Origin of the sequence: Pseudomonas sp. Z3-8 (assembly GCF_051131975.1) — a bacterium.
Classification (GTDB): Bacteria; Pseudomonadota; Gammaproteobacteria; order Pseudomonadales; family Pseudomonadaceae; genus Aquipseudomonas.
In genome coordinates this window covers 230,016-252,911 of record NZ_CP071643.1, presented here as the reverse complement: position 1 = coordinate 252,911, position 22,896 = coordinate 230,016, and the positions used below count along the sequence as shown (strand labels likewise).

The 22,896-nt window shown below is 61.3% G+C and carries 22 protein-coding genes; 17 read left to right on the top strand and 5 right to left on the bottom strand.

Annotated elements, in window-relative coordinates; all coding sequences use genetic code 11:
- Positions 1–84: 84 nt before the first annotated feature.
- Positions 85–2,016 carry a type VI secretion system tip protein VgrG gene (locus tag J3P94_RS01155; protein WP_434570843.1) on the top strand — a complete coding sequence of 644 codons (1,932 nt, stop codon included), beginning with the start codon at positions 85–87 and terminating at the stop codon, positions 2,014–2,016.
- 31 nt (positions 2,017–2,047) lie between these two features.
- Positions 2,048–2,482 (top strand): DcrB-related protein, encoded by a 435-nt coding sequence (locus J3P94_RS01150; RefSeq protein WP_434570841.1) that lies wholly within the window; start codon positions 2,048–2,050, stop codon positions 2,480–2,482.
- Positions 2,483–2,674: 192 nt separating this feature from the next.
- On the opposite strand, the gene J3P94_RS01145 is transcribed toward J3P94_RS01150, so the two are convergent.
- Both J3P94_RS01145 and J3P94_RS01140 read right to left on the bottom strand, forming a co-directional pair.
- Positions 2,675–3,343 (bottom strand): HAD family hydrolase, encoded by a 669-nt coding sequence (locus J3P94_RS01145; protein ID WP_434570839.1) that lies wholly within the window; start codon positions 3,341–3,343, stop codon positions 2,675–2,677.
- An 87-nt stretch (positions 3,344–3,430) separates the two neighbouring features.
- Positions 3,431–3,976 carry a gamma carbonic anhydrase family protein gene (locus tag J3P94_RS01140; RefSeq protein ID WP_434570837.1) on the bottom strand — a complete coding sequence of 182 codons (546 nt, stop codon included), beginning with the start codon at positions 3,974–3,976 and terminating at the stop codon, positions 3,431–3,433.
- Positions 3,977–4,075: 99 nt separating this feature from the next.
- On the opposite strand from J3P94_RS01140, the gene prlC reads away from it, so the two are divergent.
- The 3 genes from prlC (at position 4,076) to J3P94_RS01125 (ending at position 8,532) form a co-directional block, all read left to right on the top strand.
- Positions 4,076–6,127, top strand: coding sequence for an oligopeptidase A (gene prlC, locus J3P94_RS01135; protein ID WP_434570835.1), 2,052 nt, complete (start codon positions 4,076–4,078; stop codon positions 6,125–6,127).
- Positions 6,124–6,402, top strand: coding sequence for a YheV family putative zinc ribbon protein (locus tag J3P94_RS01130; protein WP_003177118.1), 279 nt, complete (start codon positions 6,124–6,126; stop codon positions 6,400–6,402). Before prlC ends, J3P94_RS01130 begins: the two co-directional genes overlap by 4 nt.
- A 117-nt stretch (positions 6,403–6,519) precedes the next feature.
- Positions 6,520–8,532, top strand: coding sequence for a M3 family metallopeptidase (locus J3P94_RS01125; protein WP_434570833.1), 2,013 nt, complete (start codon positions 6,520–6,522; stop codon positions 8,530–8,532).
- Here J3P94_RS01125 and J3P94_RS01120 read toward each other — a convergent pair.
- Entirely contained in the window at positions 8,508–9,188 is a 681-nt protein-coding gene (locus J3P94_RS01120) for a dual specificity protein phosphatase family protein (RefSeq protein WP_434570831.1), read from the bottom strand. The genes J3P94_RS01125 and J3P94_RS01120 overlap by 25 nt on opposite strands.
- Before the next feature lie 183 nt (positions 9,189–9,371).
- On the opposite strand from J3P94_RS01120, the gene J3P94_RS01115 reads away from it, so the two are divergent.
- The 3 genes from J3P94_RS01115 (at position 9,372) to J3P94_RS01105 (ending at position 12,979) form a co-directional block, all read left to right on the top strand.
- The gene (locus tag J3P94_RS01115) at positions 9,372–10,430 is read left to right on the top strand and encodes a PA0069 family radical SAM protein (RefSeq protein ID WP_434570830.1); all 1,059 of its coding nucleotides are present in this window, start codon (positions 9,372–9,374) and stop codon (positions 10,428–10,430) included.
- A gap of 197 nt (positions 10,431–10,627) precedes the next feature.
- Positions 10,628–11,359 (top strand): carbonic anhydrase, encoded by a 732-nt coding sequence (locus J3P94_RS01110; RefSeq protein WP_434570828.1) that lies wholly within the window; start codon positions 10,628–10,630, stop codon positions 11,357–11,359.
- A 90-nt stretch (positions 11,360–11,449) separates the two neighbouring features.
- On the top strand, positions 11,450–12,979 hold the full coding sequence (locus J3P94_RS01105) for a SulP family inorganic anion transporter (protein WP_434570827.1): 1,530 nt from the start codon (positions 11,450–11,452) through the stop codon (positions 12,977–12,979).
- Positions 12,980–13,133: 154 nt separating this feature from the next.
- Here J3P94_RS01105 and J3P94_RS01100 read toward each other — a convergent pair whose 3' ends face one another.
- On the bottom strand, positions 13,134–13,784 hold the full coding sequence (locus J3P94_RS01100) for a hypothetical protein (RefSeq protein WP_434570825.1): 651 nt from the start codon (positions 13,782–13,784) through the stop codon (positions 13,134–13,136).
- A 374-nt stretch (positions 13,785–14,158) separates the two neighbouring features.
- Between J3P94_RS01100 and coxB the strand changes: the two genes are divergently transcribed.
- The 4 genes from coxB to J3P94_RS01080 all read left to right on the top strand — a co-directional run bounded on the left by coxB (position 14,159) and on the right by J3P94_RS01080 (position 18,546).
- The gene (gene coxB, locus J3P94_RS01095; RefSeq protein ID WP_434570823.1) at positions 14,159–15,286 is read left to right on the top strand and encodes a cytochrome c oxidase subunit II; all 1,128 of its coding nucleotides are present in this window, start codon (positions 14,159–14,161) and stop codon (positions 15,284–15,286) included.
- A gap of 82 nt (positions 15,287–15,368) precedes the next feature.
- On the top strand, positions 15,369–16,961 hold the full coding sequence (ctaD, locus tag J3P94_RS01090; RefSeq protein WP_305497829.1) for a cytochrome c oxidase subunit I: 1,593 nt from the start codon (positions 15,369–15,371) through the stop codon (positions 16,959–16,961).
- Positions 16,962–17,082: 121 nt separating this feature from the next.
- A complete protein-coding gene (locus J3P94_RS01085) occupies positions 17,083–17,634 on the top strand; it encodes a cytochrome c oxidase assembly protein (RefSeq protein ID WP_434570821.1) in 552 nt (183 codons plus the stop codon).
- Between the two features lie 24 nt (positions 17,635–17,658).
- A complete protein-coding gene (locus J3P94_RS01080) occupies positions 17,659–18,546 on the top strand; it encodes a cytochrome c oxidase subunit 3 (RefSeq protein ID WP_305497825.1) in 888 nt (295 codons plus the stop codon).
- Between the two features lie 24 nt (positions 18,547–18,570).
- On the opposite strand, the gene J3P94_RS01075 is transcribed toward J3P94_RS01080, so the two are convergent.
- On the bottom strand, positions 18,571–18,774 hold the full coding sequence (locus J3P94_RS01075) for a twin transmembrane helix small protein (RefSeq protein ID WP_305497823.1): 204 nt from the start codon (positions 18,772–18,774) through the stop codon (positions 18,571–18,573).
- A gap of 70 nt (positions 18,775–18,844) precedes the next feature.
- On the opposite strand from J3P94_RS01075, the gene J3P94_RS01070 reads away from it, so the two are divergent.
- From J3P94_RS01070 to J3P94_RS01050, 5 genes are read left to right on the top strand one after another with little or no spacing between them, the layout of a single operon-like run.
- Positions 18,845–19,582: an SURF1 family protein gene (locus tag J3P94_RS01070; RefSeq protein ID WP_434570819.1), complete on the top strand. Its 738-nt coding sequence runs from the start codon at positions 18,845–18,847 to the stop codon at positions 19,580–19,582.
- Positions 19,548–20,141: a hypothetical protein gene (locus J3P94_RS01065; protein WP_434570817.1), complete on the top strand. Its 594-nt coding sequence runs from the start codon at positions 19,548–19,550 to the stop codon at positions 20,139–20,141. Before J3P94_RS01070 ends, J3P94_RS01065 begins: the two co-directional genes overlap by 35 nt.
- 10 nt (positions 20,142–20,151) lie before the next feature.
- Complete coding sequence (locus J3P94_RS01060) at positions 20,152–21,231, top strand: COX15/CtaA family protein (protein WP_434570816.1); 1,080 nt, start codon at positions 20,152–20,154, stop codon at positions 21,229–21,231.
- Entirely contained in the window at positions 21,219–22,118 is a 900-nt protein-coding gene (gene cyoE, locus J3P94_RS01055; RefSeq protein ID WP_305497816.1) for a heme o synthase, read from the top strand. Before J3P94_RS01060 ends, cyoE begins: the two co-directional genes overlap by 13 nt.
- The gene (locus J3P94_RS01050) at positions 22,115–22,750 is read left to right on the top strand and encodes an SCO family protein (RefSeq protein ID WP_434570814.1); all 636 of its coding nucleotides are present in this window, start codon (positions 22,115–22,117) and stop codon (positions 22,748–22,750) included. The genes cyoE and J3P94_RS01050 overlap by 4 nt, the downstream gene beginning before the upstream one ends.
- Positions 22,751–22,896 lie beyond the last annotated feature (146 nt).

Genomic DNA, 22,896 nt, shown 5'->3' with positions numbered 1-22,896 from the left:
AAGGGCATATCCTGTTGATTTTTTGAATCAGACGATTGCAGTCTTCGCCAGCATAAGGGACTGCGGCAGCGATAAGGACAACCGATGTTATTCAACCAAGCCTCCCGCCTGGCGAAAATCACCAGCCCCCTCGGGCCCGAGGTGCTGCTGCTCAAGGACATGGGCGGCGGCGAAGAGCTGGGGCGGTTGTTCAACTATGAGTTGCAGCTGCACTCGCTGGACAACGCCATCGACCTCAACCAGGTGCTTGGCAAACCTATGTGCGTGAGCGTTCAGCTGGATGGCGGTGGCGAGCGCTATTTCCACGGCATCGTCGCGCGCTTCAGCCAGAACATCGACCAGGGCCAGTTTGCCAGCTACCAGGCCACGCTAAGGCCCTGGCTGTGGCTGCTGACGCGCACCTCCGATTGCCGGATTTTCCAGAACCTGACGGTTCCGCAGATCATCAAGCAGGTGTTCCGCGACCTGGGTTTCTCCGACTTCGAAGACGCCCTCAGCCGCCCTTATCGCGAGTGGGAGTACTGCGTCCAGTACCGTGAGACCAGCTTCGATTTCGTCAGCCGGCTGATGGAACAGGAAGGCATCTACTACTACTTCCGCCATGAACAGGGTCGCCACGTGCTGGTGCTGGCCGACGCCTACGGCGCCCATGCTCAAGCACCCGGCTACGCCTCGGTGCCGTACTACCCGAAGAACGAGCAGCAGCGCGAACGGGATCATATCCACGATTGGCATCTGGCCCAGGAAGTCCAGCCGGGTTCGCTGGAGCTCAACGACTACGACTTCCAGCGTCCCAGCGCGCGCATCGATGTACGTTCGGCCATGCCGCGCCCGCACGCCGCTGGCGACTATCCGCTCTATGACTACCCCGGCACCTACGTGCAAAGCGAAGACGGCGAGCACTACGCCCGCACCCGCATCGAAGCCTTGCAGACCCTGCACGAGCAGGTCGAACTGGCGGGCAATGCCCGAGGCCTGGGCTCGGGGCACCTGTTCAGCCTGACCGGCTTCAGCCGCCAGGACCAGAACCGCGAATACCTGATCGTCGGCGCGCGTTATTACGTTTCCCAGGAAAGTGGCGAGAGCGGCGTCGGCGCGCCTTCGGCACAGTTCGAAAGCAGTCTGACCTGCATCGACGCCCAGCAAAGCTTCCGTCCGATGGCGATCACCCACCGCCCCATCGTCAAGGGACCGCAGACAGCTTTGGTGGTCGGGCCCAAGGGCGAGGAAATCTGGACCGATCAGTTCGGCCGGGTGAAGGTGCATTTTTATTGGGATCGCCACGATCAATCCAACGAAAACAGCTCGTGCTGGATCCGGGTGTCGCAAAGCTGGGCCGGGAAAAACTGGGGCTCGATGCAGATTCCACGTATCGGGCAGGAAGTCATCGTCAGCTTCCTCGAAGGCGATCCGGACCGACCGATCATCACCGGCCGTGTCTACAACGCCGAGCAGACCGTGCCTTACGACCTACCTGAGAATGCCACCCAGAGCGGCATGAAAAGCCGTTCGAGCAAAGGCGGCACGCCGGCGAATTTCAACGAAATCCGCATGGAAGACAAGAAAGGCGCCGAGCAGCTTTACATCCATGCCGAGCGCAACCAGGACATGGTGGTCGAGGTGGACGAAAGCCATTCGGTCGGCCACGACCGCGCCAAGAGCATCGGCCACGACGAAACGGTGACCATCGGCAACAACCGCCTGCGCATCGTCAAGCAGGAGGACATCCTGTCGGTGGGCCAGCGCAAGACCGACAGCATCAGCCAGAGCTACGTCATTGAAGTGGGCGAGAACCTGCGCCTGGTATGCGGCGAGAGCATCCTGGAGCTCAATGCCAGCGGCCAGATCAACCTGACCGGCGTGCAGATCAGCTTCTACGCCAGCGGCGATGCCGAGTTCAACACCGGCGGTGTGCTGCACCTGAACAACGGCGGCGGCCCCGGTGCCACGCCGGACGGCCAGGGCGTCAAGGCCAGCATCGATGCCAACGTCGCTGCCGCCTTTCCCAAAGGCTAACCCAAAGGCTAACTTCGAGACCTGATGCGCCATGACTTACCGTTTGAATGAATTTCAGCTCCAGCTGCCGCCCAGCGAGTTGCTCGACGCCTCGATCAACATCCTCAAGTTCCCCGAACTAGGCACGTCCCTGATCGTCAGCCGCAGCCTGCTCGCAGAGGGAGAAACCCTGCAAAGCAACCTCGACGACCAACTCAAGCGCCTGGAAAAGCAGGTCCAGGACCTGCGCTGCCAACCCGGCGCCACGTTGCGCGTGGGGGCTCGGCAGGAAGTCGAAGCCATCGAGTTGCGCAGCCAGTTCAACAAGGGCAACGAAAAGGTCTTTCAGTATCAGCTCGCCCTGGTACTGCCGGGCACGCGCAAAATGCTTGCCCTGAGCTACGTCAAGGCCGAGAAGCTTGGCGACGCCGAAGCGGCGCATTGGGCGACGATCAAGGGATCGCTGGTGTTTGACGCGCCGGCGTGATCAACGCCGGGCTCGCGTGGCGAGGGAGCTTGCTCCCGCTGGGTTGCGAAGCGGCCCCAAACCTGCCAAACGCGGAGCATCAGACACACCGCACCCGCTGGTTTTACGACTGCTTCGCAGCCGAGCGGGAGCAAGCTCCCTCGCCACGGGTGTTCACCTTGTCCCGACAGGCGTCGGATTTATTTTTTCATTTCACCGTTGCGTCCCTGATCGGCAGAGCAAAAATGCCTGGTGCAACTCCTCCAGCGTCTGGAAATGATGTACCGGGTTCTGCGCACTCAACTCCTCGAAACTGCCGAATCCGTACCCCACCGCCGCCGCGTCCAGGCCATTGCTGCGCGCGCCGATCAAGTCATGTTTGCGGTCGCCGATCATCAGGGTGCTGGCCGGGTCGAGGCTTTCTTCGGCCATCAGGTGGGCGATGAGCTCGACCTTGTTGGTACGGGTACCGTCCAATTCGCTGCCGTAGATCACTTTGAAGTGCCGGGCGAAATCAAAATGACGGGCGATTTCCCGGGCGAAAACCCAGGGCTTGGACGTGGCGATGTAAAGTTGTCTGCCTTGGCCACCGAGCGTTTCCAGCAGCGGCACGACACCGTCGAAGACACGGTTTTCGTAGAGGCCGGTGACCTTGAAGCGCTCGCGATAGAAATTCACCGCGTCCCAGGCTTTCGCTTCGTCGAAGTCGTAGAACTGCATGAAGGCCTGCAATAGCGGTGGGCCGATGAAGTGTTCGAGGCGGGTCAGGTCGGGTTCGTCGATGCCCAGTTTGCCCAGGGCGAACTGGATCGAACGGGTGATGCCCTCGCGCGGGTCGGTAAGCGTGCCGTCGAGGTCAAAGAGTATGGTCTGGTAGTGCATGGCTGGTCCTGAGGAAGTAAGTGGGCTGCTACGCAGCCCAGCGGGAGCAAGCTCCCTCGCCACGAGAATAAGGGTCCGGCAAATCACTCAAGGCTGGTCGTAGCCTTCAGCCAGATGCAAATCCTTGAGCTTCACGTAATTCGCCGCGCTGTAGGTGAAGAACGCCCGCTCCTTGTCGGTCAGCAGCCGGACCTGCTTCACCGGGCTGCCCACATACAAAAAGCCGCTCTCCAGGCGCTTGCCCGGCGGTACGAGGCTGCCGGCACCGATAATCACGTCGTCTTCGACCACCGCGCCATCCATGACAATGCTGCCCATGCCGATCAGGATCCGGCTGCCCACCGAGCAGCCATGGAGCATGACTTTGTGGGCAATCGTCACGTCGTCGCCGATCAGCAACGGGAAGCCATCGGGGTTGAACGGCCCGGCGTGAGTAATGTGCAGCACGCAGCCGTCTTGGACACTGGTGCGGGCGCCGATGCGGATGCGGTGCATGTCGCCGCGAATGACTGTCAGCGGCCAGACGGAGCTGTCTTCGCCGATCTCGACGTCGCCGATCACCACCGCGGTGCTGTCGACAAAAGCGCCCCGGGCAAGCCGCGGGCTGTGGTTCTGGTACGTTCGAAGGGTCACGATAGGCTCTCTCTTGTCCGATGATAGGCGCTGCTAGCTGCGGTGAACGTCGATTGTAATTAAGATGGGCCCATGTTTCTTCCAGCCAAGGTGCCAACCGTGAGCGTGAACAACCCTCTTTTGCAGCCCTACGACCTGCCGCCATTCTCGGCGATCCGTGCCGAGCACGTGCAACCGGCCATCGAGCAGATCCTGGCTGACAACCGTGCCGCCATCGCCGAGATCCTCAAGACACAAGTCAAACAGCCCACCTGGGCCGGCCTGGTATTGGCAATGGATGAGCTCAATGATCGCCTGGGCGCGGCCTGGAGCCCGGTGAGCCATTTGAACGCGGTGCGCAACAGCCCCGAGTTGCGCGAAGCCTACGAGGCTTGCCTGCCGGCGCTGAGTGCCTATTCCACCGAGCTGGGCCAGAACCGCGAACTGTTCCAGGCGTTCGAAGCCCTGGCGAACAGCCCCGAGGCCGCCGGTTTCGACGTGGCCCAGAAAACCATCCTGGAACATTCGCTGCGCGACTTCCGCCTGTCGGGCATCGATCTGCCGCCCGAGCAGCAAAAGCGCTACGCCGAAGTGCAAAGCAAGCTGTCCGAACTGGGCAGCCGCTTTTCCAACCAGTTGCTCGACGCGACCCAGGCCTGGACCAAGCATGTCACCTCTGAGGCCGCCCTCGCCGGCCTGACCGACTCGGCCAAGGCGCAGATGGCCGCCGCGGCCCAGGCCAAAGGCCTCGACGGTTGGCTGATCAACCTGGAGTTTCCCAGCTACTACGCGGTGATGACCTACGCCGAAGACCGCGCCCTGCGCGAAGAAGTCTACGCCGCCTACTGCACCCGCGCCTCGGACCAGGGCCCGAACGCCGGTCAGAACGATAACGGCCCGGTGATGGAGCAGATCCTCGACCTGCGCCAGGAACTGGCCCAGTTGCTGGGTTTCGCCAACTTCGCCGAATTGAGCCTGGCTACCAAGATGGCTGAATCCAGCGATCAGGTGCTCAGCTTCCTGCGCGACCTGGCCAAGCGCAGCAAACCGTTCGCCGCCCAGGATCTGGAACAATTGAAAGCCTTCGCCGCCGAACAGGGCTGCCCCGACCTGCAAAGCTGGGACAGCGGCTTTTATGGTGAAAAACTCCGCCAGCAACGTTACAGCGTCGCCCAGGAAGCCCTGCGCGCCTACTTCCCGATCGACAAGGTACTGAGCGGCCTGTTCGCCATCGTGCAACGCCTCTATGGCATCGAGATCGCTGAACTGAAGGGTTTCGACGCCTGGCATCCGGACGTGCGCCTGTTCGAGATCAAGGAACACGGCCAGCACGTCGGGCGCTTCTTCTTCGATCTGTACGCCCGCCCCAACAAGCGTGGCGGCGCCTGGATGGATGGCGCCCGCGATCGTCGCCGCACCCTTGATGGCGCGCTGCAAAGCCCGGTCGCCAACCTGGTGTGCAACTTCACCCCGGCCGACAGTGGCAAGCCAGCGCTGCTGACCCACGATGAAGTGACCACGCTGTTCCACGAGTTCGGCCACGGCCTGCATCACCTGCTGACCCGCGTCGACCATGCCGGCGTGTCGGGCATCAACGGCGTGGCCTGGGACGCAGTGGAGCTGCCGAGCCAGTTCATGGAAAACTGGTGCTGGGAGCCTGAAGGCCTGGCGCTGATTTCCGGTCACTACGAAACCGGTGAGCCATTGCCCCAGGACCTGCTGGAAAAAATGCTCGCGGCGAAGAACTTCCAGTCCGGCCTGATGATGGTCCGCCAGTTGGAATTCTCGCTGTTCGACTTCGAACTGCATGCCACCCACGGCGATGGCCGCAGCGTGCTGCAAGTGCTCGAAGGCGTACGCGACGAGGTGTCGGTGATGCGTCCGCCTGCCTACAACCGCTTCCCTAACAGCTTCGCGCATATTTTCGCCGGCGGTTACGCGGCGGGTTACTACAGCTACAAATGGGCGGAAGTGCTGTCGGCCGATGCGTTCTCCAGATTCGAAGAAGACGGCGTGCTCAACGCCGAAACCGGTCGCGCCTTCCGCGAGGCGATTCTGGCGCGTGGCGGCTCCCAGGAGCCGATGGTGCTGTTCGTCGACTTCCGTGGCCGCGAGCCTTCGATTGACGCACTCTTGCGCCATAGCGGCCTGAGCGAGGACGCGGCAGCATGAGTGAGGGGCCTGTGATTACCAAACGACGCTTCATCGCCGGGGCCGTCTGCCCGGCGTGCAGTGAACCGGACAAGTTGATGATGTGGAACGAAGACGGCGTGCCCCATCGCGAATGCGTGGCCTGTGGTTATTCCGACACGCTCAACGAACAAGGCCTGTCGGTGCCCAAGGAATTGGGCACCCGGGTCAATACGTCCGCCTTGAAAGTACCGGACGCCAAGGTCCAGGCGGTGCAGTTTTTCCCCAATCCCAAGTTGAAGAAAAAACCCGACTGAAATCTCCGGCATCACCTTCCGGGCTGCCCGGCCCGGAAGCGATACATATATACCGCAAGTCGCCCTGCCTTCCTCTTCAGACTGGTCCGACACGTCCAGACTGAAAGGAAGCTTTCCATGCCAAACGCTGATAACCCGCTACTGCAGGACTACGACCTGCCGCCCTTTTCGCGCGTCCAGGCCGAACACTTTTCCCCGGCCCTCGACCAGATAATCGCCGAAAGCCGCATCAAAGTTGCCGAGATCATTGCCAGCCAGACACCCTTCCCAACCTGGGACGACCTCGTCTTGGCAATGGACGAAATCCACACGCGGCTGGAGGGTTTCGGCTACCTGCTGAATCGCCTGACCTCGACCCGGACAGGTGACGCCTGGAAGCAGGCCTCGCTCGATTGCGATGCACGGCTGCAGGAATTTAAGGTCGGACTGGAACAAAACACCGAACTGTTTCAGCTTTACGAGCGCCTGGCGAACAGCGAAATAGCCGCGAATTTCGAACCGGCACGCAAGAGGGTACTGGAAAAAAACCTGCGACAGTTTCGTGAAAACACGCCGATGACCACGGCGAGCGACCTGAGCCTGCTGCAAGGCCGTATTCGAAACGCCGAAGGTCTGTTTTTTGACCAGTTGGAAATGGCCAGCAAAGCCTGGGACATCCTCTTTGACAACGAGGCCCAGCTCAGCGGCTTGCCAGCGGCATTCAAACAGCACATGGCCCACCTGGCCCGCAAGGTCGGGCGCACCGGATGGCTGCTGACTCTCAATGAAGAGTCGCATCGCATCGTCACCCACTATGCCGACAATCGCTCGTTGCGCCAGCAGATCCACGAGGCCTACAGCACGCGTGCTTCCGATCAAGGCCCGCAAGCCGGGCAATTCGACAACGGCATCGTCCTCAGGCAACTGCTGGACGACCGGCACGAGTATGCCAACTTACTGGGCTACACGGATTTCGCTCAATACGCGATCGCGTCGGAGCAGGCCGAGTCCACCGCAGAGGTCCTGGCTTTCCTGGACAACCAACTCCAGTCGCAGCAGAGCACCTTTTGTGTGGAGGCCGCACAGCTCAAGGCCTTCGCCAGGGAACGAGGCCTCTGCGAGCCCGAACCTTGGGACTATCGGTACCTGGCGGAAAAAATTCGCCAGCGAGCGGCAGGCATCTCACAGGAGGCACTGAGCGCCTGGTTTCCGTTGGAAGCGGTTTTTTCCAGGCTGCAGGTGATCGCGTCGAATCTATTCGCCGTAAACTTCGTCGAACGCAAGGATGTGGCCAGCTGGGATCCTGACGTACGTATTTTTGAAGTCACGGAGAGCGGAACGAGCATTGGTTATATCTATTTCGATCCGTTCGAGTCCGATAACCATGAAGGTTATCCTCAAACCACAACCATTCGTGACCGCCAGATTACCGCTGAAGGCTTGCTTCGACGCCCTATCGCCGTCCTGCATGGCTGGCTGCCACGGGGAACAGCGGCGACCCCGACCCAGCTCGACCATCTGCAGCTACGCATCCTTGTCCATGAATTCGGCCATTGCCTGCATCAGGTTCTGAGCCAGGCAGCCTATCGCGACCTATCGGCGATCAATAAGTTATCCCGCGATACGGTCGAATTCGCCGGATGTCTGCTGGAAAAATGGTGCTTCGCCAAGGAGTTTCTGATCCGCGTATCGGCGCATCATCAAACCGGAGCAGCCTTGTCTGACGAGATGGCCGATCAGTTCATGAGGCTCATCAGCACCCAGGCCAGTTGGGAAACTGCCGAAGGGTTGCGCATGGCACTGCTGGATTTCGAACTGCATCGCACCCACGCCGATGGACGCAGCGTCCAGCAAGTCTTCCAGCAGGTCAGCGAAAAGACCCGCCACTTGCCGGTGATTTCCAATGCACGCCTGGCCAACGGACTGGACTATATGGTAACGGGCTACGGCGCGACGGTTTATGCCTACCAATGGTCGAAGGATAAGGCCGAAACCGTGTTCCAGAGGTTCCAGCGCGACGGATTGTTCAACGCAACGACGGGCAGAGCGCTTCGCGAACATATATTCGGGCCGGGCGACTCGCGGCCATTGTCCGAATCCATAACCGCCTTCCTCAGCGCCACCAATCAGCGTGAAGGAACCAATGACTGAGGATCGAGATGACGCGCCGTGGTCGTTGAATTGACCCAGCCTTTCAACGAGCACAGCGCAAAGACGCTGGTACTGCAATCGCCGTCTCTCAAGGCAACACGGAGCTTCTCGACATCGGCTTGCATCATGTAGCGAACCCCGTCCTTGAAGTGATGGCTGTCGCCGAAACCGCCTTCGGTCATTTCCTCCAGGGCGTCTTCCTTGCTCCAGCCCTGCACAACCACCCGGTACATGGCGGCCATCAAGCCGGTACGGTCCGAGCCGTGCTTGCAATGCATGAGCACCGGGCCCTTGGCCTGCGCGTCCTGGATGGCGCGCAGGGCCTTGAGAACATCACTGTCGTCGACGTGATTGGTGCGATAGGGCAACTGCACTTGCTTGATGTCAGGCGCGGACAACCAGTTCGCGTCCGAATCAGGCAGAAAATTGATGACTGTGCCGATATCGAGTTTCGCCAGCAGGGGCAAGGCACCGCTGTCCGGCAAGGAACTGCGATAGAGCGTAGGCGACATCTGGTAGAGGTCGTAGCGTTTTTCTACGGGCTGGGCCCATTCGCCGGGCCTGGCATCGTCGCTGGTGGCGGCCTGGGCGGCGGAGTCGACCAGCGCGACGAGCAAGGCCAGGCACAGCAGGGAACGCAAACAGAGCTTGAGCATGAGGAGCAACCGCCGACCAAGGATTTGGAAGTCGTCAGTTTCGGTTCGCCTCGGTTAAAAGCCTGTGAGCAAGACGTCAAAGCGCCGTGAACCAGGGCCTGCTTTTCCTGAACCGCCAAACGGCACTGGCTTGAATCGACGGCAGCGAATACTGTATGCGCATACAGCTTTCGGAGTATTCCCATGTCCGTCTCACTTCCGCCCCGTGGCCGCGGCACCGCCACCAACCCGCACAACCGCTTCGCGCCGAGCCGTTCGGTGGTCGTGGACGATGGCTGGTATCCGGAAGTGCCGCCGACCCAGGGCACCGAGGTGCGCATCGAAACGGCCAAGACCATCATCACTCGAAACACCTCCACGGATATCCCTTTCGATCGTTCGATCAATCCTTATCGAGGCTGCGAACACGGCTGCATCTACTGCTATGCGCGACCCAGCCATGCCTACTGGGACATGTCGCCCGGGCTGGATTTCGAAACCAGGCTGATCGCCAAGACCAACGCCGCCGATGTGCTGGAAGAGCAGTTGTCGCGGCGCGGCTATCAATGCGCGCCGATTGCCCTGGGTTCCAATACCGATCCCTACCAGCCGATCGAACGCGAACAGCGCATTACCCGGCGGATTCTCGAAGTACTGCTGCGATACCGGCACCCGGTGACGATTGTCACCAAGGGCTCGCTGATCCTGCGCGACCTCGACCTGCTGACCGAACTGGCAGAGCAACGCCTGGTACATGTGATGATCAGCCTCACCACGCTGGACGACGAACTCAAGCGCATCCTCGAACCCCGCGCGGCGGCGCCGAAGGCCCGGTTGCGGGCGATAAAGGTCATGCGAGAGGCGGGCATCAACGTCGGCGTGCTGTGCGCGCCGATGATCCCGATGATCAACGACAGCGAGATTGAAAGCCTGCTGACCGAAGCCCACGCTGCCGGTGCACAGAATGCCGCCTACGTCATGTTGCGCCTGCCGCTGGAAGTGGCGCCGCTGTTCGAGGAGTGGTTGCAGGCGCACTACCCGCAGCGCGCCGCCCATGTGCTGAGCCTGGTGCGCCAGAGCCGGGGCGGCGAACTGTATGACAGCCGGTTTGGCGTGCGGATGCGCGGCGAAGGCCCGTTCGCCGACCTTCTGGCCCAGCGCTTCGCCAAGACGCTCAAGCGTTTGGGCCTGAACCGACGAGATGGTTACAATCTTGACTGCGATGCCTTCTGTCCGCCCGGCCGACAGATGTCGTTGATTTGATTAAAGTTGACCTTGGAACGGGCACTGGACATGAGCTGCGCCAGTGTTTCGCCACCCCTGGAATCGTTGTCCTAGAGCCTTCGATTCAGTTTGAGTTAAGTTTCGGCCGCTACCTTGTTCAGCGAGTGACTGACGGGTCGAACACGTCGACCTGGATATTTTTTAACCAGCCACTGGCGTCTTAAAGAGGATGAATCATGAGTGACAAGGATAAACAGCCGTTGGCTGCGTCGGCTTCAGCCCAACCCGAGGCGGAAACCGCCGATGCAGCGCTGCAGCACATTGTTGACGGCTTTTTGCATTTCCATCACGAGATCTTTCCCCAACAGGAAGAACTCTTCAAGAAACTCGCCACCGCCCAGAAACCCCGGGCGATGTTCATCACCTGCGCCGATTCGCGCATCGTGCCCGAGCTGATCACCCATAGCTCCCCAGGCGACCTGTTCGTGACCCGTAACGTCGGCAACGTCGTTCCACCGTATGGACAAATGAACGGCGGCGTTTCCACCGCCATTGAATACGCCGTGCTGGCCCTGGGTGTGCAACACATTATCGTTTGCGGCCATTCCGATTGCGGCGCCATGCGTGCGGTGCTCAACCCCGACACGCTGGAAAAAATGCCGACGGTCAAGGCCTGGCTGCGCCACGCCGAAGTGGCCAAGACCATGGTCCACGACAACTGCCCGTGCGGTGACGAAAAGCAGACCATGCCCGTCCTCACCGAAGAAAACGTGATCGCCCAGTTGCAGCATTTGCGAACGCACCCTTCGGTGGCCTCTCGCATGGCCAGCGGCCAGTTGTTCATCCATGGCTGGGTGTACAACATCGAGACCAGCGAGATCAAAGCCTTTGATGCGGACCGGGGTTGTTTCCTGCCGCTCGATGGCAGCCATCCGATACCGGTGGCGACGCCCAAAGCGCGCTTCTAACCGCTCCTAAACATCCTTGTGTGGTCGAGCCTCCCGCCATTTGCGCGGGCGGGCCTCGCCATGCCTGAAGAAAATTTCGGGAGAGTCGCCATGCGCGCTGCTCAATTAAAAGCTGTTCTGCCACGGGAGCTCCTGGCTTCGGTGGTTGTATTCCTGGTGGCGCTGCCCTTGTGCATGGGCATCGCCATTGCATCGGGCCTGCCACCCGCCAAAGGCCTGATTACCGGTATCGTTGGTGGCTTGATCGTGGGCTTCCTGGCTGGCTCCAAGCTGCAAGTCAGCGGCCCGGCGGCCGGTTTGGCGGTGCTGGTCTTCGAACTGGTGCGCCAGCATGGCGTAGCAATGCTCGGGCCGATCCTTTTGCTGGCCGGGCTGCTGCAACTGCTGGCCGGGCGTTTTCGCCTCGGTTGCTGGTTCCGGGTCACCGCGCCTGCCGTGGTCTACGGCATGCTGGCCGGTATCGGCGTGCTGATCATCTTGTCCCAGGTCCATGTGATGCTTGACGCGGCGCCCAAGCCTTCCGGGCTGGATAACCTGGCGGCGTTCCCGGCGGCAGTGGCCCAGGCTTTACCTTCGTTCGGCTGGCAGGCCGGTTTGCTCGGCCTGTCGACGATCGCAGTGATGTGGCTGTGGGAAAAGTTTCGCCCCCATAGCCTGCGCTTCGTTCCTGGCGCCCTGCTCGGCGTGGGCCTGGCAACGGTTGCCAGCCTGCTGCTGGCGTTGCAGGTCAAGCGCGTGGAGGTTCCGGAAAACATGGCCGAAGCCATCGACTGGCTGCGCCCGGCGGATTTGCTGAACCTGGCCGACCCCTCCGTGTTGATCGCCGCGTTCGCGGTCGCTTTCATCGCCAGTGCGGAAACCTTGCTCTCGGCGGCTGCCGTCGATCGCATGCACAGCGGCGAGCGGGCGGATTTCGATCGGGAACTGTCCGCCCAAGGTATCGGCAACATGCTCTGTGGCCTGCTCGGTGCCTTGCCGATGACCGGCGTGATCGTGCGCAGCTCAGCCAACGTCCAGGCCGGGGCGACCACACGGATGTCGACGATCTTCCACGGTTTGTGGTTGTTGCTCTTCGTGCTGCTGCTGTCCAGCGTGCTGCAAAGCATTCCGGTGGCAAGCCTGGCGGGTGTGCTGGTCTACACCGGTTTCAAACTGGTGGATATCAAGGCGTTCCGTGGCCTGGGCCGTTATGGCCGGATGCCGATGTTCACCTACGCCGCGACGGCGCTGGCGATCATCTTCACCGACCTGCTGACCGGCGTGCTGATCGGTTTTGGCCTGACCCTGGTGAAACTGGCGTGGAAAGCCTCGCGCCTGAAGATCAGCCTGATCGACTTGCCCCAGGACGGCGAGATGGAACTGCGCTTGGTGGGTGCGGCGACCTTCCTCAAGGTTCCAGCCCTGACCCAGGTGCTGAACACCATTCCCGAAGGCGCAACGGTGCATGTGCCGCTCAACAACCTGAGCTATATCGACCATTCCTGCCTGGAATTGCTCGAAGAATGGAGCCGGGCGAATGCCAGCAAGGGTTCGAAGTTGTTGATCGAATCACGCGGGCTCAAGCGCCGGCTGGAAGGACGGTTGCGCACGACCGTGGGGGTTGGCGCAACAGCTGGCTGACCCCGCTTCGCCAGCGCTCATGATGAGCAACACAGACCCCATGTGGGAGCGAGCCTGCTCGCGAAAGCGATGTTTCAGTCGACATGATGTTGAATGATCAACCGCTTCGCGAGCAGGCTCGCTCCCACAAGGGTTTTGGGTTTTTCCAGAAGGATCAAGCCGCCGGCTGATCCAGCTCCAGGCCCACGCCCAAGCGGCGGGACATGCAAGGCCAGCGCTTCCAGGCCGCGCCGGTTTCCGGGCTGCTGAGCTTCTCGCGGTAGGTTTCCACCGACTCCAGTGCAAACGTCTCGTCGTTGAGCATCTCGTCGAACGCGTGATGCACCACCTCATCGAGTTGGTTGGCAAATTCCTCACCGATCAACTGATGGGCAATCAGATTGGCAACCGTCATGTCCAAGGGGATCAGCGGCTGGCCGAAATGCTTGATGTACAGGTCGTTGACCTCCTCGACAAACCGGTGCGCCAGATAGGCTTCGTCAAGCAGGCTGTTGAGCCCGACATGCCCGGCCATGATCGTCGGAGGCTGGAGGAAATACTGCTCGGCAATTTTCAGTACGGGCTTGATCTGCGACTCGATACCCGCCTCCCTGGCGACGTCATTGGCTGCATCCAGCAGGTCAGGCACTTCGTTGATATAGGCCGCGACAAACCGCGCCAGAACGTCGTTGGCGTTCGCGTCCGGAAGCTGGATGGCGGGGTGCAGCGTCGGTAACTGGGCCGTCAACTGACGACTCAACAGGCCGGTCTCGGCCTCGTGCTGTTGGGCTTTTTGGATCTGCTCGCGCAATGCGGCGGTGTTCATGACAACTCCAGGAAACAACAGGCAATGAAATAGGAATGACATAACTTAGCTGGCGCATAAAAACTCCTAAGACCTATTTTTCATAACTGCCCCATCCTTGATACGTCGCCGTTATATCGGTTTGCCATCACTCTGCTGCGCATCCTTCTCCATTCGTGGGCTCTGGCGCAAGTCCCAGCTGTTTCAAACGATTTACGCCGTCGCGTTGCGAGGTTGCGGGTGCTGTCTATACTCGGTTTGGAATGGAGTTAGCCGATGACACCCGATTGCATGTGCAGCAAGGCGCGGCGAGTCAAGTAAGCAGTCTGGAATGCCGATCCCTTGCCGCAGGCGTTACGCCTACGGGATAACAAGAACGATAAGGGGAACCCGCAATGACGCGACATCCACACGTATGGATGGGCCTCCTGTTGTGGTCGATTTTCAGCCAGGCGCAAGCGGCCTGGACTGTGAATATGGCGCCTGGAGCGACACAGATCAGCAACGCAGTGTTCGACTTGCACATGACCATCTTCTGGATCTGCGTGGTCATCGGCATCATCGTCTTTGGCGCCATGTTCTGGTCGATGATGATGCACCGCCGCTCAACCGGGCAGAACGCCGCCCACTTCCACGAAAACACTCGCGTGGAAATCCTCTGGACCATCGTGCCCTTCCTGATCCTGGTGGCCATGGCGGTTCCCGCCACCGCCACGCTGATCAAGATGTACGACTCCAGCGAATCGGAGATCGATGTCCAGGTCACCGGCTACCAATGGAAGTGGCACTACAAATACCTGGGCCAGGACGTCGAGTTCTTCAGCAACCTGGCCACGCCTGCCGAACAGATCCATAACCAGAGCACCAAGGGCGAGCACTACCTGCTTGAAGTCGACAAGCCGCTGGTGCTGCCAGTCGACGCCAAGGTGCGCTTCCTGGTGACCTCCGCCGACGTGATCCACTCGTGGTGGGTGCCGGCCTTCGCCGTCAAGCGCGACGCCATTCCGGGGTTCGTCAACGAAGCCTGGACCCGCGTTGACAAGCCCGGCATTTATCGCGGCCAGTGCGCCGAGCTGTGCGGCAAGGACCATGGTTTCATGCCGATCGTGGTCGAGGTCAAGAGCAAGCCCGACTACGAAAAATGGCTGGGCGAACGCAAGGCCGAAGCCGCGCAGCTCAAAGAGCTGACCAGCAAGGAATGGACCCTGGAAGAACTCAAGGAACGTGGCGACAAGGTCTACCACACCACTTGCGTGGCCTGTCACCAGGCCGAAGGCCAGGGCCTGCCGCCGATGTTCCCGGCGCTCAAGGGCTCGAAAATCGCCACGGGGCCGATCAAGGATCACCTGAACATCGTCTTCCACGGCAAGCCCGGCACCTCCATGGCCGCGTTCGGCAAGCAGCTGTCGGAAGTCGATATCGCCGCGGTCGTGACCTACGAGCGTAACGCCTGGGGCAACAACAAGGGCGACATGGTCACCCCTAAAGAAGTGCTGGAACTCAAACAGGCGGATAGCCAATGAGCCGCCCTGACGTCTGTTCCCGCAACCGGTCGGGGCTCGTTGCCCCGCGCCGACCAGCCCATTCGTTCGAAGGAGACAGGACATGAGTGCTGTGATCGATGACCACGGTCATGCCGGCGCCGACCACGCCCACGGCCCCGCCAAGGGCCTGATGCGCTGGGTACTGACCACCAACCACAAGGACATCGGCACGCTGTACCTGTGGTTCGCGTTCTCCATGTTCCTGCTGGGCGGCTCGTTCGCCATGGTGATCCGCGCCGAGCTGTTCCAGCCCGGCCTGCAGATCGTGCAGCCGGAATTCTTCAACCAGATGACCACCATGCATGGCCTGGTGATGGTCTTCGGCGCGGTGATGCCGGCCTTCGTCGGCCTCGCCAACTGGATGGTCCCGTTGATGATCGGCGCGCCGGACATGGCCCTGCCGCGGATGAACAACTTCAGTTTCTGGCTGTTGCCGGCGGCGTTCCTGATGCTGGTCTCCACCCTGTTCACACCGGGCGGCGGGCCTAACTTCGGCTGGACCTTCTACGCGCCGCTGTCCACCACCTATGCGCCGGAAAGCGTGACGTTCTTCATCTTTGCCATCCACCTGATGGGCATCAGCTCGATCATGGGCGCGATCAACGTGGTCGCCACCATCCTCAACCTGCGCGCCCCCGGCATGACGCTGATGAAGATGCCGCTGTTCGTCTGGACCTGGCTGATCACCGCCTTCCTGCTGATCGCGGTGATGCCGGTGCTGGCCGGCTGCGTGACGATGATGCTGATGGACATCCACTTCGGCACCAGCTTCTTCAACGCCGCCGGTGGCGGTGATCCGGTGCTGTTCCAGCATGTGTTCTGGTTCTTCGGCCATCCCGAGGTGTACATAATGATCCTGCCGGCCTTCGGTGCCGTCAGCTCGATCATCCCGGCATTCTCGCGCAAGCCGCTGTTCGGCTACACCTCGATGGTCTACGCCACGGCGGCCATTGCCTTCCTCTCGTTCATCGTCTGGGCGCACCACATGTTCGTGGTCGGCATCCCGCTGGTGGGCGAACTGTTCTTCATGTACGCCACCCTGCTGATCGCCGTGCCCACCGGGGTGAAGGTGTTCAACTGGGCGAGCACCATGTGGCAAGGCTCGCTGACCTTCGAGACACCGATGCTGTTTGCCGTGGCGTTCGTGATCCTGTTTTCCATCGGCGGTTTCTCCGGGCTGATGCTGGCCATCGCGCCGGCGGACTTCCAGTACCAGGACACCTACTTCGTGGTCGCGCATTTCCACTACGTGCTGGTGCCTGGTGCGATCTTCGGGATTTTCGCCTCGGCCTACTACTGGCTGCCGAAATGGACCGGCCACATGTACGACGAAACCCTCGGCAAGCTGCACTTCTGGCTCTCGTTCATCGGCATGAACATGGCGTTCTTCCCGATGCACTTCGTTGGCCTGGCGGGCATGCCCCGGCGGATTCCCGACTACAACCTGCAGTTCGCCGATTTCAACATGGTCTCGTCCATCGGCGCCTTCATGTTCGGCACCACGCAGATTTTCTTCCTGTTCATCGTGATCAAGACCATCCGTGGCGGTGAGCCGGCACCGGCCAAGCCGTGGGATGGCGCCGAAGGGCTGGAATGGAGCGTGCCGTCGCCGGCGCCGTATCACACCTTCACTACGCCGCCGGAAGTGAAATAGATGACACCGAGGGCCAATGTGGGAGCGAGCTTGCTCGCGATAGCGGTGTGTCTGATACACCGAGTCGCTGCCATCGCGAGCAAGCTCGCTCCCACAGGGTCATGTGTGAGGGCTCCAAGCCATGGCTGACTCGATCTCGCTGAAAAAACTGGTCACCCGCCTGTTGCTGGTGGTGGCGGCCATGTTTGCCTTCGGGTTTGCCCTGGTGCCGATCTACGACGTGATGTGCAAAGCGTTCGGCATCAACGGCAAAACCGGCGGGCAGTACACGGGTGAGCAAACCGTTGATGAGTCGCGGCAGGTCCGGGTGCAGTTCTTGTCGACCAACTCGGTGGACATGGTCTGGGACTTCTACCCCAAGGGCGATCAATTGGTGGTCAAGCCGGGAGCGGTCAACGAGATGGTGTTCATTGCCCATAACCCCACCGATCGGCCGATGAGCGCCCAGGCGGTGCCGAGCATTTCGCCGAGCAACGCCGCGGCGTATTTCCACAAGACCGAATGTTTCTGTTTTACCCAGCAAGTGCTGCAACCCGGCGAACGCATCGAAATGCCCATGCGCTTCATCGTCGACCGGGACATGCCCAAGGAAGTGAAGCACCTGACGCTGTCCTACACGCTGTTCGATATCACCGCTCGTCATCCACCGGTGGCTGTAAACACTGACCGATAGCGTGCCCGATAAGGAGAACAATAAATGGCAACTCATGAGCACTATTACGTTCCGGCCCAGAGCAAATGGCCGATCATCGCCACGGTCGGGATGTTCGTCACGGTGTATGGCCTGGCGACCTGGTTCAACGACCTGAAAGCGGCGCGTCCGGATTCCCACGGCCCGCTGATCTTTTTCGTCGGCGGCCTGCTGCTGGCCTACATGCTGTTCGGCTGGTTTGGCGCGGTCATCAAGGAAAGCCGCGCCGGGCTGTACAGCGCGCAGCTCGATCGCTCGTTCCGCTGGGGCATGAGCTGGTTCATTTTTTCCGAGGTGATGTTCTTCGTCGCCTTCTTCGGCGCGCTGTTCTATGTGCGCGTGGTGTCGGCGCCCGGCCTGGCCGGCGAAGGCAGCAAGGGCCTGTCGGAAATGCTCTGGCCAAATTTCGAATACGTCTGGCCATTGCTGAACAACCCCGATCCAAAACTCTTTCCGGCGCCCAAGGACGTCATCAGCCCGTGGGGCTTGCCGCTGCTCAACACCATCCTGCTGGTCAGCTCCAGCGTCACCGTCACCATCGCCCACCATGCCCTGAAGAAAGGTCATCGCGGCGCGCTGAAAATCTGGCTGGCGATCACCGTGCTGCTGGGTTGCGCCTTCCTGGGTTTCCAGGCCGAGGAATACATCCACGCCTACAAGGAACTGGGCCTGACCCTGGGTTCGGGGATCTACGGCGCGACGTTCTTCATGCTCACGGGCTTTCACGGCGCCCACGTCACCATCGGCACGATCATCCTGTTCGTGATGCTGATGCGCATCATGCGCGGGCATTTCGACAACGAGCATCAGTTCGGCTTCGAGGCCGCGAGCTGGTATTGGCACTTCGTCGATGTGGTGTGGATCGGCTTGTTCTTCTTCGTCTACATACTCTGAGGCAACGGTTATCAGGGCGGCTCTTTACCAAGGAGCATGGGACACCAACTGGCCGCTGAAAAAGCCCCAGGCGATCAAGCCGACGGTGACGACGGCCAGGCTGACGCGAATCGCCAGGGCAATGACCAGGCGATTGGAATTGCTGTCGTCCTTGACCAGAAAAAACAAGCCGCTGAACAGGCTGGCAATCGTGGCGATCAGCATCAGGACGATGGCTGCTTTTAGCATCAGGAACACTCCGGGGGAACGCGATGCACGTGAGTATAGCTATCCCGTTCTACAGCTTTCGGCCGGCGCCATGAAAGGCTTCCGGCCAGGTCTCGTGCCGTCGCTGGTGGTGGCCGTGCTGGTGCCGGTGATGGTGTGCCTGGGGTTCTGGCAATTGAGCCGGGGCGAGCAGAAACGCCTGCTCATGGACACCTACGCCGAGCGCCGCGTGGCCAAGCCGATGGACAGCGTGGAGCTTTCGCAAACAACGGATCCGGCCTTTCGTCTCGTCAGCCTGCACGGCCAGTTCGACGCCGAACACAGCCTGCTGCTGGATAACCGCCAGCACGACGGCAAGGTCGGCGTCGAACTGCTGCAACCGTTCCTCGACCACGCCAGCGGGCTGTGGCTGCTGGTCAATCGCGGCTGGCTGCCCTGGCCTGATCGCCGTACGCCGCCGGTCTTCAATACGCCCGAGCAACCCATCGACCTGCAAGCCTGGGTCTACGTCGCGCCCGGCGCCACGTTCCAACTGCACGCCGACCCGGCCAGCGCACCGTGGCCACGGCTGGTCACCGCTATCGAACCGCAGAAGCTCTGGGCCGAACTGGGCCGCGGCGGCTTCGCCTACGAATTGAGACAACAAAGCGGCCCTGGCACCTACCGGACCGATTGGCCGGTGGTTGCCATGGGCCCGGAAAAACATCTCGGTTATGCCGTGCAGTGGTTCGCCATGGCGGCGGCGCTGTTCGGCCTTTTCCTTTATCTCGGATGGCACAACGCAGGGAGACACCATGGGAAGCACCATGAATCCAACCAACATGTCTGACGCGCCCGACGCACGCAGCCGGCGCAAGGGGCGCGTGCAATTGCTGTTGATTGTGCTGGGCGTGGTCGGCCCGATGATCCTCGCCACCGGCATGTACAAATTCCAGTTCTGGGTCCCGGACAGCCGCAGCTATCACGGCGAGTTGATCGGCAACGGCCAGTCCCGCGCGGACATCGGCGTGCAGGCCGACGAGCAGCGCTGGCAGATCCTGGTAACGGCGCCGCAGGAGTGTTCGGTGGATTGCCGGCAATTGGTGTACCTGGCTCGGCAGGTGCAGATCGGCCTGGGCCGCGAGGCCGGCCGCGCCAGCCATGCCCTGGCGATAGCGCAACCGCTCGAGGCGGAATACGACGCCCAACTGCAGCGCGAATATCCGCAACTACAACGTTATCCGCTAGACCTGCCGGCCTATCAGAAAGGCGCCCAGGGCTCCGGCGGCGCCCAGTTGTGGATCATCGACCCCCACAGCAACCTGGTGCTGCGCTACGACGCCCGGGTCAAGGGCAAGGACCTGCTCAACGACCTGCGCCATCTGCTGAAACTGTCCAACATCGGATAAGGGCATCGACATGGCCAAGCCTGGATTTCGCCTCGCGCTGTTTGCCACGTTGCTGGCATTGATTGTCGTACTGTTGGGCGCCTACACCCGCCTGACTCACGCCGGCCTCGGTTGCCCCGATTGGCCCGGTTGCTACGGTTTCATCAGCGTGCCCAAGGGCGAAGCCCAACTGGCCCATGCCGAGTTGCATTTTCCCGACACCCCGGTGGAAGCCCATAAAGGCTGGAACGAGATGGTCCATCGTTATTTCGCCGGTGCGTTGGCACTGATGATTGTCGCGCTGGCCGCCCGCGCCTGGACGAACCGCCGGCACCCCGGCCTGCCATTAAAACTGCCGCTGTTCCTGCTGGCGGTGGTGTTCGCCCAGGCGGCGTTCGGCATGTGGACCGTCACGCTCAAGCTCTGGCCGCAGGTGGTCACCGGGCATTTGCTCGGCGGGTTCGCAACGTTGAGCCTGCTGTTTTTGCTCACGTTGAGATTGTCCGGCGTGTTGCCGGCGCTGACCGTGCCCAAGCGCCTGCAACACTGGGCCACGGCTGGGCTGTTGCTGGTAATCGGCCAGATCGCCCTGGGCGGTTGGGTCAGCTCCAATTACGCCGCGGTGGCCTGTATCGACTTTCCTACCTGCCACGGCCAATGGATGCCCCCCGCGGATTTCGCCAATGGCTTCCACCTGACCCAGCACATCGGCCCGAACTACCTGGGCGGGCAACTGGACAGCGACGCTCGCACCGCCATCCACGTGACCCACCGCATCGGCGCCTTGCTGGTGACCGTGGTGCTGCTGGGGCTGGCCTGGCAGCTCAAGACTGTGGGCATGACCCGACTGGCGGGACTGGTCCTCGCCGCACTCGCAGCGCAAATTACCCTGGGTATAAGCAACGTCGTGTTTCATCTGCCGCTGCCGGTGGCGGTGGCCCATAACGCTGGGGGTGCCGCGCTGTTGCTGAGCCTGGTGCTGGTCAACTATCACGCCCGGACCAGCCTGGTCCGGGTACGGCATCAGGTCCCGCTGCGCTGGCGCTTCAATCCGCCTGAACACGGCGTCGGCCCCATCACGATCAAAGGAGAGATGCCATGGCAACCCTGACCGGTACACGCCACAGCCAGGCGATCTGGCGCGATTACCTGGAGCTGACCAAACCCAAGGTGGTGGTGTTGATGCTGATCACCTCGCTGGTCGGCATGTTCCTCGCGACCCGCGCTGGAGTGCCCTGGACAGTGCTGGTGTTCGGCAACCTGGGGATTGCGCTGTGCGCCGGTGGCGCGGCGGCGGTCAACCATGTGGTGGATCGGCGTATCGACGCGGTGATGGCGCGCACACACAAGCGGCCATTGGCCGAGGGCCGGGTCTCGCCGGCCGCCGCACTGACGTTCGCCCTGGCACTGGCGCTGGCCGGCCAGGCGATGCTGCTGGTGTTCACCAATCCGCTGACCGCCTGGCTGACCCTGGCCTCGCTGCTCGGCTACGCGGTGATCTACACCGGGTTTCTCAAGCGCGCCACACCTCAGAACATCGTCATTGGCGGCCTCGCAGGCGCGGCGCCACCGTTGCTGGGCTGGGTCGCGGCCACCGGTCACGTCAGCGCCGAACCGTTGCTGCTGGTGTTGATCATCTTCGCCTGGACGCCACCACATTTCTGGGCCCTGGCGATCCATCGCAAGGAGGAATACGCCAAGGCAGACATCCCGATGCTGCCGGTGACCCACGGCGAGCACTACACCAAGATCCATATCCTGCTGTACACCCTGGTGCTGCTGGCGGTCAGCCTGATGCCCTTCGTGATCCAGATGAGCGGGTTGCTGTACCTGGCGTGCGCTCTCGTACTGGGCGCCAGGTTCCTGCAATGGGCCGTGGTGCTGTACCGTGGCAGTCGGCCGCACGCGGCGATCAACACGTTCAAGTACTCTATCTGGTACTTGTTCCTACTGTTCATCGCCCTGCTTGTAGATCACTACTTACTGTTGAGCCTATGACCCGAACCCAGAAAACCGTCTTCATCCTCGTGGCCGTGATCGCCCTGATCCTCGGCCTGACCATCAATAAAGTGCTGTCCGGCAAAGGCCAGGGCGACCCGACCGCACTGATTGACGCTGGCATCATCCTATTGCCGCAAAGCCGCACCCTGCCGGACGTGAAAATGACCGACCAGGACGGCCAACCAGTGACGATGAACGAGCTGAAAGACAAATGGAGCCTGCTGTTCTTCGGCTACACCTTCTGCCCGGACATCTGCCCGACCACCCTCGCCCAGCTGCGCCAGATCAAGAGCGAGCTGCCGCCCGAGGCGGTAGCCAAGTTGCAGATCGTGCTGGTGAGCGTCGACCCGAACCGCGACACGCCCAAGCAACTCAAGCAATACCTGGGTTACTTCGACCCGCAGTTCATCGGCCTGACCGCCGCCTCGGTGCAAGACCTGCAAAAGCTCGCCAACGCGGTGAGCATCCCGTTCATCCCGGCGGACACCAGCAAGCCCAACTACACCGTCGACCACAGCGGCAACCTCGCCGTCATCGGCCCGGACGGCACCCAACGTGGGTTTATCCGTGCGCCGTTGAATAATCAGAAGTTGGTGGCGCAGTTGCCGGAGATGCTGAAACACAAATAAACGATGCAAGACCTGTGGCGAGGGAGCTTGCTCCCGCTCGGTTGCGCAGCAGCCGCAAGACCGGACGATACGGTTTGCCTGAAGAAATGCAGGGGCCTGCTGCGCAGGCCAGCGGGAGCAAGCTCCCTCGCCACAGAGGGTCGGGT

Excerpts from the sequence above, each read along its gene's own strand:
- J3P94_RS01105 (WP_434570827.1), top strand. The coding sequence starts at position 11,450 with ATGCGCGCTGCTCAATTAAAAGCTGTTCTGCCACGGGAGCTCCTGGCT.
- J3P94_RS01145 (WP_434570839.1), bottom strand. The coding sequence starts at position 3,343 with ATGCACTACCAGACCATACTCTTTGACCTCGACGGCACGCTTACCGAC.
- ctaD (WP_305497829.1), top strand. The coding sequence starts at position 15,369 with ATGAGTGCTGTGATCGATGACCACGGTCATGCCGGCGCCGACCACGCC.
- J3P94_RS01080 (WP_305497825.1), top strand. The coding sequence starts at position 17,659 with ATGGCAACTCATGAGCACTATTACGTTCCGGCCCAGAGCAAATGGCCG.
- J3P94_RS01150 (WP_434570841.1), top strand. The coding sequence starts at position 2,048 with ATGACTTACCGTTTGAATGAATTTCAGCTCCAGCTGCCGCCCAGCGAG.
- J3P94_RS01110 (WP_434570828.1), top strand. The coding sequence starts at position 10,628 with ATGAGTGACAAGGATAAACAGCCGTTGGCTGCGTCGGCTTCAGCCCAA.
- J3P94_RS01070 (WP_434570819.1), top strand. The coding sequence starts at position 18,845 with ATGAAAGGCTTCCGGCCAGGTCTCGTGCCGTCGCTGGTGGTGGCCGTG.
- J3P94_RS01120 (WP_434570831.1), bottom strand. The coding sequence starts at position 9,188 with ATGCTCAAGCTCTGTTTGCGTTCCCTGCTGTGCCTGGCCTTGCTCGTC.
- J3P94_RS01155 (WP_434570843.1), top strand. The coding sequence starts at position 85 with ATGTTATTCAACCAAGCCTCCCGCCTGGCGAAAATCACCAGCCCCCTC.
- cyoE (WP_305497816.1), top strand. The coding sequence starts at position 21,219 with ATGGCAACCCTGACCGGTACACGCCACAGCCAGGCGATCTGGCGCGAT.
- J3P94_RS01065 (WP_434570817.1), top strand. The coding sequence starts at position 19,548 with ATGGGAAGCACCATGAATCCAACCAACATGTCTGACGCGCCCGACGCA.
- J3P94_RS01050 (WP_434570814.1), top strand. The coding sequence starts at position 22,115 with ATGACCCGAACCCAGAAAACCGTCTTCATCCTCGTGGCCGTGATCGCC.
- J3P94_RS01060 (WP_434570816.1), top strand. The coding sequence starts at position 20,152 with ATGGCCAAGCCTGGATTTCGCCTCGCGCTGTTTGCCACGTTGCTGGCA.
- J3P94_RS01115 (WP_434570830.1), top strand. The coding sequence starts at position 9,372 with ATGTCCGTCTCACTTCCGCCCCGTGGCCGCGGCACCGCCACCAACCCG.
- J3P94_RS01130 (WP_003177118.1), top strand. The coding sequence starts at position 6,124 with ATGAGTGAGGGGCCTGTGATTACCAAACGACGCTTCATCGCCGGGGCC.
- J3P94_RS01075 (WP_305497823.1), bottom strand. The coding sequence starts at position 18,774 with ATGCTAAAAGCAGCCATCGTCCTGATGCTGATCGCCACGATTGCCAGC.
- coxB (WP_434570823.1), top strand. The coding sequence starts at position 14,159 with ATGACGCGACATCCACACGTATGGATGGGCCTCCTGTTGTGGTCGATT.
- J3P94_RS01100 (WP_434570825.1), bottom strand. The coding sequence starts at position 13,784 with ATGAACACCGCCGCATTGCGCGAGCAGATCCAAAAAGCCCAACAGCAC.
- J3P94_RS01085 (WP_434570821.1), top strand. The coding sequence starts at position 17,083 with ATGGCTGACTCGATCTCGCTGAAAAAACTGGTCACCCGCCTGTTGCTG.
- J3P94_RS01125 (WP_434570833.1), top strand. The coding sequence starts at position 6,520 with ATGCCAAACGCTGATAACCCGCTACTGCAGGACTACGACCTGCCGCCC.